Here is a 13,249-nt window from a genome sequence, read left to right on the forward strand (position 1 = left end):
GGGGCCCAGCTCAGCTGAGGCCCCCGCCGACCCCCAGGCCCCCGAATCAGACCACAGACTTACAACCCTGAGAGGGATTGACGCATAGTGCTCGACGTCAACTTCTTCGACGAGCTCCGGATCGGTCTGGCCACCGCTGACGACATCCGTCAGTGGAGCCACGGCGAGGTCAAGAAGCCGGAGACCATCAACTACCGCACGCTCAAGCCCGAGAAGGACGGCCTCTTCTGCGAGAAGATCTTCGGCCCCACCCGGGACTGGGAGTGCTACTGCGGCAAGTACAAGCGTGTCCGCTTCAAGGGCATCATCTGTGAGCGCTGCGGTGTCGAAGTCACCCGCGCCAAGGTGCGCCGCGAGCGGATGGGCCACATCGAACTGGCCGCGCCCGTCACCCACATCTGGTACTTCAAGGGCGTCCCGTCGCGCCTCGGCTACCTGCTCGACCTCGCCCCGAAGGACCTGGAGAAGGTCATCTACTTCGCGGCGTACATGATCACCTTCGTCGACGAGGAGCGCCGTACGCGCGATCTGCCCTCGCTGGAGGCGCATGTCTCCGTCGAGCGCCAGCAGATCGAGCAGCGCCGTGACGCCGACCTCGAAGGCCGCGCCAAGAAGCTGGAGACCGACCTCGGCGAGCTGGAGGCCGAGGGCGCCAAGGCGGACGTGCGCCGCAAGGTCCGTGAGGGCGCCGAGCGTGAGATGAAGCAGCTGCGCGACCGTGCGCAGCGCGAGATCGACCGTCTGGACGAGGTCTGGTCCCGCTTCAAGAACCTCAAGGTCCAGGACCTGGAGGGCGACGAGCTGCTCTACCGCGAGCTGCGTGACCGCTTCGGCACGTACTTCGACGGTTCGATGGGCGCCGCCGCGCTCCAGAAGCGCCTGGAGTCCTTCGACCTGGACGAGGAGGCCGAGCGCCTCCGCGAGATCATCCGCACCGGCAAGGGCCAGAAGAAGACCCGCGCCCTGAAGCGGCTGAAGGTCGTCTCCGCGTTCCTCCAGACCTCCAACAGCCCCAAGGGCATGGTCCTGGACTGTGTCCCGGTCATCCCGCCGGACCTGCGTCCGATGGTGCAGCTGGACGGTGGCCGCTTCGCGACCTCCGACCTGAACGACCTGTACCGCCGCGTGATCAACCGGAACAACCGCCTGAAGCGGCTTCTCGACCTCGGCGCGCCCGAGATCATCGTCAACAACGAGAAGCGCATGCTCCAGGAGGCCGTCGACGCCCTCTTCGACAACGGTCGTCGTGGTCGTCCGGTGACCGGACCGGGCAACCGTCCGCTGAAGTCGCTGTCCGACATGCTCAAGGGCAAGCAGGGCCGCTTCCGTCAGAACCTGCTCGGCAAGCGCGTGGACTACTCCGCGCGTTCCGTGATCGTCGTCGGCCCGCAGCTCAAGCTGCACCAGTGCGGTCTGCCGAAGGCGATGGCGCTGGAGCTGTTCAAGCCGTTCGTGATGAAGCGCCTGGTCGACCTGAACCACGCGCAGAACATCAAGAGCGCCAAGCGCATGGTCGAGCGCGGCCGGACCGTGGTGTACGACGTCCTCGAAGAGGTCATCGCCGAGCACCCGGTGCTGCTGAACCGTGCGCCCACCCTGCACCGCCTGGGCATCCAGGCCTTCGAGCCGCAGCTGGTCGAGGGCAAGGCCATCCAGATCCACCCGCTCGTGTGTACCGCGTTCAACGCGGACTTCGACGGTGACCAGATGGCCGTACACCTTCCGCTGTCCGCGGAGGCGCAGGCCGAGGCGCGCATCCTGATGCTGTCCTCGAACAACATCCTCAAGCCCGCCGACGGCCGTCCGGTGACGATGCCGACCCAGGACATGGTCCTCGGTCTGTACTTCCTCACCACCGACGGTGATGGCCGCGGGGTCAAGGGCACCGACCGGGTGTTCTCCTCCAGCGCCGAGGCGATCATGGCGTTCGACGCCGGGGAGCTGTCGCTCCAGGCGCCGGTCGACATCCGCTTCCCGGTGGGCACCATCCCGCCGCGGGGCTGGGAGCCGCCGGTGCGCGAGGAGGGCGAGCCGGAGTGGCAGCAGGGTGACACCTTCACCCTGAAGACCACGCTGGGCCGCGCGCTCTTCAACGAGCTGCTGCCCGAGGACTACCCCTTCGTGGACTACGAGGTGGGCAAGAAGCAGCTCTCCCAGATCGTCAACGACCTGGCCGAGCGCTACCCCAAGGTCATCGTGGCGGCGACGCTCGACAACCTGAAGGCGGCCGGCTTCTTCTGGGCCACCCGTTCCGGTGTGACCGTCGCGATCTCGGACGTCGTCGTCCCCGAGGCGAAGAAGGACATCGTCGCCGGGTACGAGCTTCAGGACGAGAAGGTCCAGAAGCAGTACGAGCGCGGTCTGATCACCAAGGACGAGCGCACCCAGGAGCTCATCACCATCTGGAACAAGGCGACCAACGAGGTCGCCGAGGCGATGAACGCCAACTTCCCGAGGACCAACCCGATCTTCATGATGGTCCACTCGGGTGCCCGCGGAAACATGATGCAGATGCGTCAGATCGCGGGTATGCGTGGCCTGGTGTCGAACGCCAAGAACGAGACGATCCCGCGTCCGATCAAGGCGTCCTTCCGTGAGGGCCTGTCCGTGCTGGAGTACTTCATCTCCACCCACGGTGCCCGTAAGGGTCTGGCCGACACCGCCCTGCGTACCGCCGACTCGGGTTACCTGACCCGTCGTCTGGTGGATGTCTCGCAGGACGTGATCATCCGTGAGGAGGACTGCGGTACCGACCGCGGTCTGCGTCTGGAGATCGCCGAGCGTCAGTCCGACGGCTCGCTGATCAAGGCGGAGAACGTCGAGACGTCCGTGTACGCGCGCTGCCTCGCCGAGGACATCGTGGTGGACGGCAAGGTGCTGGCCCCGGCCGGTACCGACCTCGGCGATGTGCTGATCGACGAGGTCGTCAAGCACGGCATCGCCGAGGTCAAGACCCGCTCGGTGCTGACCTGCGAGTCCGCCGTCGGCACCTGCGCCATGTGCTACGGCCGCTCGCTGGCCACCGGCAAGCTGGTCGACATCGGTGAGGCGGTCGGCATCATCGCCGCCCAGTCCATCGGTGAGCCCGGCACCCAGCTGACGATGCGTACCTTCCACACCGGTGGTGTGGCCGGTGACGACATCACGCAGGGTCTGCCGCGTGTCGTCGAGCTGTTCGAGGCCCGTACGCCGAAGGGTGTCGCCCCGATCTCCGAGGCGGCCGGCCGGGTGCGGATCGAGGAGACCGAGAAGACCAAGAAGCTCGTCATCACCCCGGACGACGGCTCGGACGAGACGGCGTTCCCGATCTCCAAGCGCGCGCGCCTGGAGGTCGGCGAGGGCGACCACGTCGAGGTGGGCCAGAAGCTCACCGCGGGTGCCACCAACCCGCACGACGTGCTGCGCATCCTCGGCCAGCGGGCCGTGCAGGTCCACCTGGTCGGCGAGGTCCAGAAGGTCTACAACTCGCAGGGTGTGTCGATCCACGACAAGCACATCGAGATCATCATCCGGCAGATGCTGCGCCGGGTGACGATCATCGAGTCCGGCGACGCCGAGCTGCTGCCCGGTGAGCTGGTCGAGCGCTCGAAGTTCGAGACCGAGAACCGTCGTGTGGTCCAGGAGGGCGGTCACCCGGCCTCCGGTCGTCCGCAGCTGATGGGTATCACCAAGGCCTCGCTGGCGACCGAGTCGTGGCTGTCGGCGGCGTCCTTCCAGGAGACGACGCGAGTGCTCACGGACGCGGCGATCAACGCCAAGTCCGACTCGCTGATCGGCCTCAAGGAGAACGTCATCATCGGCAAGCTCATCCCGGCCGGTACGGGTCTGTCCCGCTACCGCAACATCCGGGTGGAGCCGACCGAGGAGGCCAAGGCCGCGATGTACTCGGCCGTGGGCTACGACGACATCGACTACTCGCCGTTCGGTACGGGGTCGGGTCAGGCTGTACCGCTGGAGGACTACGACTACGGGCCCTACAACCAGTAGTCGTTCCTTTGAGCTGAGTCGGAGGGCGGTCACCTTTTCCGGGTGGCCGCCCTTCGGCGTGTTCGGCGGGCCGGGGGTGTCAGCGGGCCAGGTGTGTCAGCGGGCCGCCAGTTCCCAGACGCCGAGGACGACGGCCGTGGCGGCGGCCAGCGCGGCGATGCTGGTGACCGGCCAGCGGGCGCGCTCCAGGGCGTCCAGCCGCTGTTCGTGGTCGGCGAGCTGCCGATCGCTCTGATCGCTGCGCTGCACCAGCAGGGCGAGCTGGCCGTCGACCCGGGCGAACCCGGCCTCCAGGGTGCCGCGCAGGCGTTCCAGTTCGAGGGCGATGGTCAGGGGGTCGTTCGGATCGGGGTCTGTCATGGGCGCCTCGGGGGAACGTCGAGAGATCTTCGGGGAACGGGGCTCAGGAGCCGTACGGGACTTTCAGCGCGGCCCAGGAGGTGGCGCCGGGCCAGCCGTCGGCGTCGGCGCCGGTGTAGCCGAGCTTGCGCTGCCACTTGGCGTAGGACGCGCGGTCGGCCTCGGTCCACTGCGGGCCGGGGCCCCGGGCGTAGGCGGAGCAGCCGACGGCGACCAGGCGCTTGCCCATCGCGGTGACGATCGGTGACGTGGGGTTCGTCCTGAACCAGGCGGCGCCGGGGAAGGGCTGATGGGCAGGGGTGGGGGCTGGGGGCGCCGGCTTGGGGGCAGGGGTGGGCGCCGGGGTCGTCGGCTCGGGGGCGGGGGCCGGCCCGGTGGCGAGGCGGGTTGTCACGCGGGTGCGGAAGGCGGTCATCGTGAAGCCGCGCGGGTCGATCTTGGCGCCGGTCCACTCCTTGTGGCCGATCACGGACTTCGCGTTCCAGCCGTGGGCCCGGCACAGCGCGGCCGAGGCCCGGGCCATGGCCTCCAGCTGGGCCTCGGGCCAGGGGTCCTTGCCGTCGCCGAGGTTGACGCACTCGAAGCCGTAGAAGTGGACGTTGCCGTCGGTGTCGTTCTCGTTCGGCGCGGGTACGGCGGTTTCGGCGATGACCGCCTTCAGCACGTCGCCGTCGCCGCTGCCCGCGTGGTTGGCGCGGCCGTTGCCGACGAGGTGGACGGTGCCGTCCTTGGCGATCACGCCGTGGCACAGGGGGCCGGGGAGCGCCGCGTGGCCGTTGAAGCAGAGGGCGACGCTGGCGGTGGTCCCGGTGGTGACGGTGTGGTGGATCATCACGCCGTGCACCGGGCCCCAACGGCCCTTGGTGTTGCGGTTGTTGGTGCGCCAGCCGGGGTGCTCGACGACGGTGACGCCTTCGGCCCGTAGGGCGGATACGAGGGCGGTGGGGGTCAAGGGGGTGGCCATGGGGGCGCCTTTCGGTGGGGGCGGCTTGTCCTTTTGGAGAGAGCCGCCGGGGGGGGGAGAGATGAGCCCCGGCCGCCTGGGGGAGCGGCTCGGGGCGTCGGGGGTGTCGGCGTTCTCGGCGTTGCCGGGCGGGGTAGGCCGGGGGTACTACTCCTCGACCGGCGGGGTGGGCCCGGCCGGGGGTGCCGGAGGCGGGATCTCGGTGGGCGGCTCGGTGGTCTCCGGGGGGTCCTGCGGCGAGGCCGGATCGGGTGTCTGCGGGCCAGGGTCGGATACGGTCTCGGTCACCTCCGACGGCGTCACCGCGACCGGCACCGGCGCCAGATACTCGGCCAGCCCGGTGGTGACGGCCTCCGCGAGCTGGGCGAGCTGCTGGGCGTCGAGGGTGACGGGGACGGGCTCGGGCGGGGCTGTCGTGGCCGTCCCGGCGACGGGCCCGGCCGGTGTCTCAGACATGCGCGGACTCCTTGATCTCGCCCCAGGTCAGGCCCGAGGCGGTGAGGGCGGCCAGGGTCGGGAAGGCTGCGGTCACCGAGGCGTACGTGGCGAGGGTGACGGGCGCCGGGTCCGCGGCGGCGTCCGGGGTGAGCCCCACGTCGGCCGGGGTGCCGTTGGGCTGGGTGCCACGCAGGGTCAGGGTCTGGCGTACGCCGCCGTCGGAAGCGGCGGCGGTGCTGATGCCGACCACCCAGGCCAGGGTGTTGAGGCGGGTGCCCGTGCTGTCGATCAGGCGGATCACATCGCCGAGCTGCACCCGGGGGTCGTAGAGCACCTCCACGTCCCCGATGACGGGCACCGGGTAGACCCCGGCCGTGTACATCGCGTTGGCGATGGCCTGGGCGGAGGAGAGGTCCTGGATCCAGTCGGTGCTCTCGCCGGTGTGCTCCTGGCGGCCGTAGTACTTCTCGCTGGTCGTACCCGCGACGTACCGGGTGGCGGACCGCTCCACCGGGTCGGCCTTCGGTTTGAGCGTCTCCAGGTAGACGGACGGGGTGCCGTCCTTCTTCGCCGTGTAGAGGGTCTGGGCCGTGCGGTTGGTGAACCGCATCACCAGCTGGCCGTCCTCGCGGCGGGTCAGGACGTCGACCGCGCCCTTCACGGCCGTGGTGCCGGCCCGGGTGGTGGCGAAGCGGACCTGGGAGCCGCCGGTGACGACCGAGTCGTCGTCCGTCGTGGGCGGGCCGATGTCGAACTCCTCCTCCGCCATGACGTACGACACCGTCAGCGTGCCGTTGGCGGGCACGGACCGGACGATCGTGTCGGTGTAGGTGGTGCCCGGTTCGAAGCCGGAGTCCTCCCAGACACGGGCGGGCTGGGTGATGTAGTTGCGGCAGGCGTCGATCTCCTCGGTGAGGGTGAGGGAGGCGATGTCCCGTACCGAGGTGAGGGTCAGGTCGGGAACGGTCGGCGTGGTGCTGAAGCGGGTGTGGTTGCGCCAGCGGAAGACGCCCCGCTCGTCGAACTCGGCGGTCGACAGGCCGGCCTTCGCGATCTGCCCGATGACCTCCCACTGCGAGCCGGACACCCGGGGCACCGCGTTCAGCGGCAGGATCGCGTCGTCGAGTTCGACGGCCTTGGTCCAGGTGCCGGTCTGGTCGAAGACGGCGGCGGAGGGCATCGCGGGCAGCCCGCTGGTGAGCTGGACGCCCTCCACGGCCAGATCGGTGACGAGGGTCAGTTCGCGCAGCTCGGCCGGGGGCTGGACGCCGTACGCGTTGGTGAAGGTGGTGGGCGTGCCGAGCAGGACCGTGCCGTCCGGGCCGGTCAGCCGGGGCTGCACGGTCGGGTACACGCTGCTGCCGGTGCTCACGGTGTCGAAGAAGGCCCCGATGTGCCACACGCCCTTGAGCGCCTGGACGGCCGGCCAGCTCTCCCAGTACAGGTAGGCGCTGGTGTCGTCCTTCGTGCCGGACCTGAACAGGACCCGTCCGGTCGCGAAGTTCACCTCCATCCGCAGGAAACCGCTCGTACCGCCCGTGCGGTCCAGTACGAGATCCATGCGGACGGTGTCGCCGGTGCCGACCCCGCTGTTCACCCACGCCTCGGCGAGCAGCCTGCTGCCGGGCACGGTGACCCGGGAGCGGGGGAACCAGCTCGCGGTGAGACCGGTGGTGCGCGGCAGCAGCGCCATCTCGTGCGGGGCGCCGTCCCTGGTCCAGGTGTAGCCGGTGGGGGAGGGCAGGGTTTCCGGCTGGCCGTACGGAGTGGCGAAGCCGCCGTGCAGGGTGGCGTGGACGAGGGTGAGCGGCTGCCCGGCGACGAACTCCGGGTAGCGGGGCGGCGGGGCGGAGTGCACGCCCGCTTGGCGCAGCAGTTCGTCCACGCACCAGGTGGCGGTGGCGACCGGCCGCCCCCACAGGAATCCGGCGTACGGCTTGGGCAGCAGCGCCGGGCCGCGCAGCCGTTCGGCGCCGTCCAGCACGGTGAGCTGTACGGAGTCGGTGCCCGCCTGCGCGGAACGGGACCTGACCGTGCCGCGGAAGGCGGGCAGGGTGGTCGTGCCGACGCCGCCGTGGTGGACGACGGACTGGCCCGGCCGGGCGAGGTCGCCGGTGGCGCGGAGCGCCCAGGGGGCGTACAGCTCGGGTGCGGTGACCCCGCCGGTGCCGGAGATCTGGAGCTGGAGCTGGGCGGCGGAGGATCCGGAGAAGGCGCGCATGGCGGCGGGCAGATCGGTCGCGTACGACCGCTCCACCTGCCAGGACTGCACCTGCGCGGAGCGGTCCTTGCCGCCGATCCGGGTGGTGTGGGTGACGGTCCGTTCGCCCGCCGCGAGCGCGGTGGTGGTGGCGTCGTCAGCCTGCTGCACCGGACACCTCCACGAGGTCGAGGCTGAAGTTGCGGTAGGGGAGGGGGCGGCCGGGGGCGTCGCTGTAGCCGGTGACCGACATGGGCGGCAGGCCGTCGCCGGGGACGCCGTCCGCCGCCGTACCGCCGTACGTCAGACAGGCGCCGGCGAGGGAGTAGGTGCCGGGGGTGCCGGGCTTGGCGGTGGGGGTGGCGTAGGCGGCGCCGGGTGGGACGGTGCCGGTGACGAGGGGGCCGGGGGTGGTGCTGGAGCTGAGGTAGCTGCCGTCGGCCTTCTTGTAGTCGAGGCCGACGGTGACCGTGCCGAGGGCGGCGAGTGCGGTGGGGGCGCGGAAGGAGATCGGGAGGCCGGGGGTGACGGGGAAGTTGCCGACGGTCGCGGTGCAGCGCCAGGCGACCGTGCTGGTGGCATCGGTGGCGGTGAAGGCGAAGACGCCGGGGGTGGTCGTGGTGAGGGTGCCGGTGGGGAGGGTTACGAACCACTGGGCGAGCCCGGTGATGTCGGTGGCGCCCGCCACGCCGGTCCCGGCGGCCTGGGCGGGGGCGAGGACGTTTCCGGCGGCGGGGTCGATGACGTACACCGGTCCGGAGCCGTCGATGCGGCGGGCGATGCGGTCGAGCGCGCGGGCGGGCGCGGGCGGCAGCAGGTCCCAGGCGAGCTTGAGGCGGCGGACGGGGGCCTGGTTGCGGGTGACGGTGACCCGGCCGCCGAGCGACTTGAACTCGCTGACGCCGAGGTCGGCGCTGCGGTCGAAGGACTTGGCGGCCTGGTCGATCTCGGCCATGGAGCCGGGGCGGCCGATCCAGAGGTTTCCCATGGGGGCTCCGTACGTGGTGAGTCGGCCCGGGAGGGCGTGCGGGTGTGGAGGCGTGCGGGTGTGAGGGCGTGCGGGCATGAAAAAAGCCGACGGGGCGTCCGTCGGCGGGCGGGAGCGGGGAGCGGGGAGCTGGGGAGCTGAGGGCGTTGGTGCTTGCCCCTGTCTATCGGCGGGCGAGCTGCCGCTGACCCAGGAACACGGCTCGGGCGATCTCCTGCGAGTCGACCTGGATGACGATCGGGCGGTCGGCGAGTTTCTCGACGGCGGCGGTGAGGGTACGGAGGCCGCCGCCCTGTCCGAGCATGCGTTCCAGCTTGGAGAGCGGGAGGACGGCCTCGTGTTCGCCGGCCTCGCCGAGCAGGGCGAGGGTGCCGCCGGAGCGGGCCTGGACGACACCGCCGGTGGCGAGGCGGGGGACGGGGACGCTGAGGCGGGGGAAGGAGTAGCCGCGCCCACCGTACTTGGGCACCCAGTCGGGGATGGAGATGCGGATTCCGGCGAGAATGCCGAACAGGGCGTTCAGAGCGACGGCGAGGCCGGTGAAGGGGCTGATCATGGCGTTGCCGATGCCCTTGAGCACCGGCCCGGAGTTCTTCGACAGCGCGCCCACCGCCGTGCCGATGTGCTTCATGGCGAGTTCGACGCCCTTGTGCAGTACGGCGGTGACCTTGTCCATGTTGACGAACTGCGCGACGAGCGGCGCCAGCAGCGTCATCACCAGCCCGAACGGGCTGGCGGCCATGGCGAGGTTGAGCCCCTTCTGGGCGAGCGAGGCGCCTTTGAGGCCCTTGCCCAGATTGCCCATGGACTTCTCGCCCTTGTCGGCGTTCTTGGCGGCTTTGCCTACGGATGTGTTGACGCCGTCGGCCTGCTTCTTGACGTTCTTCAGCTCACCCTGGGCGCCCTTGGCGGCGGACTTGAGCTTGTCGAGGGAGGACTTGAGTCGGTCGGAGCCGCCTTTGGACTTGGTGAGCGAACCGTCCAGGGTACGCAGCCCGGCAGTGAGCTTCCGTACAGCGCTGTCGCTGTTGTTGGCGGTGGTCCGTATCTTTCCGACGGCGGTCGCAGTCTGGCCGGATCCGTTTCTCAGTTGGGACAGGGGACCGCTGGCCGACGCGGCGCCCTTCTGCAGTGCGCTCATGCTGCGGGTGGTCGGGTCGAGCCTTCCTCGCAGGTTCTGCAGGCTCGTGGCCACGTTGAGTACGGCTCGTTTGAGACTCATGGGGATTCATCTCCGTGGTGTGCGTGGGGCCAGCGGGGGTGGTCAGCGGCGATCCAGACTGTCCCGCAGGTCGTTGGAGGCCGCGGTCACACGGTTCGTCTCGCTGGTGACCTGTCGCGCCGCGGCCGTCGCGGCGCGGGTGCTCGCAACTGTCGCGGCGCCGGTGTTCGTGGTGGCGGTGGTAGCGGTGGTGGTGCGGGTGTTTGCGGCGGTGGTGGTGTTCGCGGCGGTGCCGGTCCCGGTGCCGGTGTTCGCGGTAGTGGCGGTTGTCGGTTCATCCCGGTGGTCTCGGACCAGGCGCTGAAATAGACCGCCGGTCTCACCGTCGTTGTTATACGTCAGGCGAAACCTGTGGAGAAGGAACTCCTCGTTGAGCTTGATAATGGGAGGGATTTGAAGACTGATGATGTCCCAGGCCATCTTGGCAGCTACCACTTCGAATGCCGCCATTTTGAAATCCGATACAGCGCCGACGGCTTCGTTCTTGTACGCATTGAACTCGTGCCCGAGGACGTAGTCCTTCTCCTCAAGGACGCCGAGCCTCTTCTCCATGGACTCCTTGTTTGTGTCACCATTTAGGGTGTTTTTGATGGCTTTTATTTCGCCGTCTATTCGGTCGATCTCTGAGTTTTCACCCGACATGGCTTACCTCCTGCGGGAGTGCTTGCTAGGGTGGCGCGGTGTCAATGCTGTGCCATGCGGTGCGCATGGGTGGAGGGGGTCGAGATGGCATTCGCATTCGGATTTTTTGGGCTCATTTTTTCGGGGATAGGCCTGGTGGTCTTCCGTCAGGACTTACTGATGCGGCGGAATGCAGTTTCCGTCACCGGGATTGTTGCGGATCGCGTCTTCAAGCCAGGAGGGGGGTCTTGGCCGGTCAGCGTTATTGTGAAATACACCGCGCAGGACGGCGTCACGAGAGAATCCTCTGTCGCCGCCCCCACTGGAAACCCCGTGGTCCAAGTGGGGGACGCGATGGAGATCGTCTACAATCCGGCCAATCTCAGAGATGTGCGGAGCGCCGAAAAATTCGACTCGAAGAAGCGAATGCCTGGTAATGGCTTGGTGTGGCTGGGTGGAGTGTTTTTGGCCGTTGCGGTCATCTGGCTGGCCGCCGGAATCTGACGACGGCCTTCAGGACAGTTCGTCGTGCGGGTGGGGGCGGGCCGTCGGTGAGCCGGGGGTGTGGGGGACGGGCAGGACCTTCGCGCCGTCGGGCGAGGTAGGCCGGTCGGGAGCCGTCGGCTCAGACCGCCGGCGTTCGTCATGCTCCCCCCGGTCCCGCCACCCCTTCCCGTACGCCGTGAACTCCCGCTTCTCGATCTCCGCCCGCGTCGTGATCACCAGGTCGGGCGGCAGAGGGCGGCCCTTGAGGCGGGCGGCCAGTTGCTCGCGTACCTCGGCCGCCGCCTCGGCGTATTCCGTGCCGGCCCACGCCGCGCCCTCTTCGTTGGTCACTCGGCCCCCATTCCTCGGTACTACCCGAGCCCACCTGTTAGAACATTTGAGTGATTAGCGTCCCTCAGGGTACTGGGCGTACCCGTGTTGCCCAGGGGAAATCCGGGACACCGTCGATTCTCGGCCGACGTCAGCTCATGGCGTTTGCGGCGGTCCTCACGCCACCTCGTACGTCCCGCTGATCCGGATCGCGCTGGTGGCCGACCACGCCGTACTGAGCACCCCGCCGCTGCCGACCTGCAAGAGGCTCAGGTTCGTCTCGCTCGTGACGCCCCACAGCGTGATACCCGTCGCCCCGGTGGACAGCGTCGGCTGGCAGGCCAGCAGGACCCGCCCGCCGGGCACCGTCGCGATGCCCAGGAACTGCGGAAGCCCGCCCTGCGCACCGGCGGTCACCGGCAGCCCGAGCGTGTAGGCGCCGCTCCCGTACGTCGTCGTGGAGCTGAAGGTCACCAGCGTGGTGAAGTGGCACACCTTCCCCACCACCGCGTACTTCCCGGTCAGCGTCCCGTCGCCGATCGACGGATTCGTTGTCGCGGCCGTCCAGGTCGGCGTGTACGTGTTCCAGGCGCCCAGCGCGATCCACTGCGTACCCGTGTAGTACGTGAGCGTGCCGGGCGTGGTCAGCCACGCCACCATTCCGGCCACCGGCGTCGTGACCGCCTCGTCCCGGTCGTCGGCGTTCGGGTAGCGCAGGATCGTCCGGCTGTCGATGCCCGTGGCCAGGGACTGGAGATGGAGGGGGAGGTTGGCGGTGTCGGTGGGCTGTGGGTACGGGAGCCCGCTGAGCGGGGTGTAGAGGGTCATCGGTCTGTCACTCCTGCCGGGAGGTCTCGGTCATGCACTGAAGAAGTGGGCCAGTTCGGCCGGGCTGGGGTTGCGGGCCACCGGGGCGGCGGCCGGTTCACCCGGATCGGGCGAAGTCATCGGCTCCGCACCCGGCGACGGCGTCGGCTCCGCCCCCGGTCGCGGCACCGGCGTCGGATACTCCAGCGCCTCCGCGTCCTCGTCCCGATGGACCGTGGCGAACATCCAGTTCGCCTCGGCGAGTTGGTCGACGGCCGCGGCGAGCAGATGGTCGGTGACCGACCAGTCCATGGCCTCGCCGTGCAGCTCGCGCAGCGTCGCGCTGTCCCGCGGCAGCTGCCGGACCAGCACCGCGAGCCGGCGGGAGGACAGCCGGCCGCGGTGCCAGTCGAGCAGGTCCACGCCGTAGTGGCGGAGCAGATCCGCCTCCAGCGCCTCGGCGTGCTCGTCGACGAACTCGCCGAGGCTCAGCCTTCCCCCAGGCCGAGCCCGGACTCCTTGCCGTACGCCTCCAGGATCGCGGCGATGTCCTGCATGGTGACCTCGTGCAGGTCGAAGCGCTCGAACTGGGCCTCGCCCAGCAGCACCCGCAGCAGACCGTCCACGTCGTTGTCGTCCAGCTCGCGCAGCGCACGGGCCGTCCTGCGGGTCAGCTCGGTCGGGAGCGTGAAGGTGTCCGTGTCGATGGTGAAGGACCAGGTACGGCCGAGCGCCTCCTGACGCTGGGCGCGGGCCGCGCTGACGTCGAATACCGCCATGCTTCAACTCCTCAAGTGGTTCAGGCACGGGCGCGGGCGGACCGGGGCCCGCCGGGGAGGGCATGAC

Annotated in this window: 13 protein-coding genes; 2 read left to right on the plus strand and 11 right to left on the minus strand. The window is 69.4% G+C overall.

Translation table 11 applies throughout. The features are described from left to right. Positions 1-87 precede the first annotated feature (87 nt). Positions 88-3,987: a DNA-directed RNA polymerase subunit beta' gene (locus ACFXAZ_RS29830; RefSeq protein ID WP_384597460.1), complete on the plus strand. Its 3,900-nt coding sequence runs from the start codon at positions 88-90 to the stop codon at positions 3,985-3,987. 96 nt (positions 3,988-4,083) lie between these two features. Here ACFXAZ_RS29830 and ACFXAZ_RS29835 read toward each other — a convergent pair whose 3' ends face one another. From ACFXAZ_RS29835 to ACFXAZ_RS29865, 7 genes are all read right to left on the minus strand, one after another. Further along, positions 4,084-4,347, minus strand: coding sequence for a hypothetical protein (locus ACFXAZ_RS29835; RefSeq protein ID WP_384597462.1), 264 nt, complete (start codon positions 4,345-4,347; stop codon positions 4,084-4,086). A gap of 43 nt (positions 4,348-4,390) precedes the next feature. Continuing rightward, positions 4,391-5,311, minus strand: coding sequence for a peptidoglycan-binding protein (locus ACFXAZ_RS29840; RefSeq protein ID WP_384597463.1), 921 nt, complete (start codon positions 5,309-5,311; stop codon positions 4,391-4,393). A gap of 147 nt (positions 5,312-5,458) precedes the next feature. After that, positions 5,459-5,767, minus strand: a complete 309-nt coding sequence (locus ACFXAZ_RS29845; protein WP_384597465.1) for a hypothetical protein — start codon at positions 5,765-5,767, stop codon at positions 5,459-5,461. Next, a complete protein-coding gene (locus tag ACFXAZ_RS29850) occupies positions 5,760-8,120 on the minus strand; it encodes a hypothetical protein (RefSeq protein ID WP_384597467.1) in 2,361 nt (786 codons plus the stop codon). The genes ACFXAZ_RS29845 and ACFXAZ_RS29850 overlap by 8 nt, the downstream gene beginning before the upstream one ends. After that, positions 8,107-8,937 (minus strand): hypothetical protein, encoded by an 831-nt coding sequence (locus ACFXAZ_RS29855; RefSeq protein ID WP_384597469.1) that lies wholly within the window; start codon positions 8,935-8,937, stop codon positions 8,107-8,109. The genes ACFXAZ_RS29850 and ACFXAZ_RS29855 overlap by 14 nt, the downstream gene beginning before the upstream one ends. A gap of 163 nt (positions 8,938-9,100) precedes the next feature. Then, a complete protein-coding gene (locus tag ACFXAZ_RS29860) occupies positions 9,101-10,078 on the minus strand; it encodes a hypothetical protein (protein ID WP_384597471.1) in 978 nt (325 codons plus the stop codon). Positions 10,079-10,201: 123 nt separating this feature from the next. Further along, positions 10,202-10,801 (minus strand): hypothetical protein, encoded by a 600-nt coding sequence (locus tag ACFXAZ_RS29865; protein WP_384597473.1) that lies wholly within the window; start codon positions 10,799-10,801, stop codon positions 10,202-10,204. Positions 10,802-10,885: 84 nt separating this feature from the next. Between ACFXAZ_RS29865 and ACFXAZ_RS29870 the strand changes: the two genes are divergently transcribed. Further along, positions 10,886-11,284, plus strand: a complete 399-nt coding sequence (locus ACFXAZ_RS29870; protein WP_384597475.1) for a DUF3592 domain-containing protein — start codon at positions 10,886-10,888, stop codon at positions 11,282-11,284. A gap of 9 nt (positions 11,285-11,293) precedes the next feature. Here the strand turns inward: ACFXAZ_RS29870 and ACFXAZ_RS29875 are convergent, their stop codons facing one another. From ACFXAZ_RS29875 to ACFXAZ_RS29890, 4 genes are all read right to left on the minus strand, one after another. After that, positions 11,294-11,617 (minus strand): hypothetical protein, encoded by a 324-nt coding sequence (locus ACFXAZ_RS29875; RefSeq protein ID WP_384597477.1) that lies wholly within the window; start codon positions 11,615-11,617, stop codon positions 11,294-11,296. A gap of 156 nt (positions 11,618-11,773) precedes the next feature. Further along, a complete protein-coding gene (locus ACFXAZ_RS29880; protein WP_384597479.1) occupies positions 11,774-12,424 on the minus strand; it encodes a hypothetical protein in 651 nt (216 codons plus the stop codon). 30 nt (positions 12,425-12,454) lie between these two features. Further along, a complete protein-coding gene (locus ACFXAZ_RS29885; RefSeq protein WP_384597481.1) occupies positions 12,455-12,826 on the minus strand; it encodes a hypothetical protein in 372 nt (123 codons plus the stop codon). 65 nt (positions 12,827-12,891) lie between these two features. Continuing rightward, positions 12,892-13,182 (minus strand): hypothetical protein, encoded by a 291-nt coding sequence (locus tag ACFXAZ_RS29890; RefSeq protein WP_384597483.1) that lies wholly within the window; start codon positions 13,180-13,182, stop codon positions 12,892-12,894. Positions 13,183-13,249: the final 67 nt, after the last annotated feature.

This window comes from Streptomyces sp. NPDC059477 (genome assembly GCF_042749375.1).
In the GTDB taxonomy this organism is placed as follows: Bacteria; Actinomycetota; Actinomycetes; order Streptomycetales; family Streptomycetaceae; genus Streptomyces.

Excerpts from the sequence above, each read along its gene's own strand:
- ACFXAZ_RS29835 (WP_384597462.1), bottom strand. The coding sequence starts at position 4,347 with ATGACAGACCCCGATCCGAACGACCCCCTGACCATCGCCCTCGAACTG.
- ACFXAZ_RS29840 (WP_384597463.1), bottom strand. The coding sequence starts at position 5,311 with ATGGCCACCCCCTTGACCCCCACCGCCCTCGTATCCGCCCTACGGGCC.
- ACFXAZ_RS29845 (WP_384597465.1), bottom strand. The coding sequence starts at position 5,767 with ATGTCTGAGACACCGGCCGGGCCCGTCGCCGGGACGGCCACGACAGCC.
- ACFXAZ_RS29855 (WP_384597469.1), bottom strand. The coding sequence starts at position 8,937 with ATGGGAAACCTCTGGATCGGCCGCCCCGGCTCCATGGCCGAGATCGAC.
- ACFXAZ_RS29860 (WP_384597471.1), bottom strand. The coding sequence starts at position 10,078 with ATGAGCGCACTGCAGAAGGGCGCCGCGTCGGCCAGCGGTCCCCTGTCC.
- ACFXAZ_RS29865 (WP_384597473.1), bottom strand. The coding sequence starts at position 10,801 with ATGTCGGGTGAAAACTCAGAGATCGACCGAATAGACGGCGAAATAAAA.
- ACFXAZ_RS29870 (WP_384597475.1), top strand. The coding sequence starts at position 10,886 with ATGGCATTCGCATTCGGATTTTTTGGGCTCATTTTTTCGGGGATAGGC.
- ACFXAZ_RS29880 (WP_384597479.1), bottom strand. The coding sequence starts at position 12,424 with ATGACCCTCTACACCCCGCTCAGCGGGCTCCCGTACCCACAGCCCACC.
- ACFXAZ_RS29890 (WP_384597483.1), bottom strand. The coding sequence starts at position 13,182 with ATGGCGGTATTCGACGTCAGCGCGGCCCGCGCCCAGCGTCAGGAGGCG.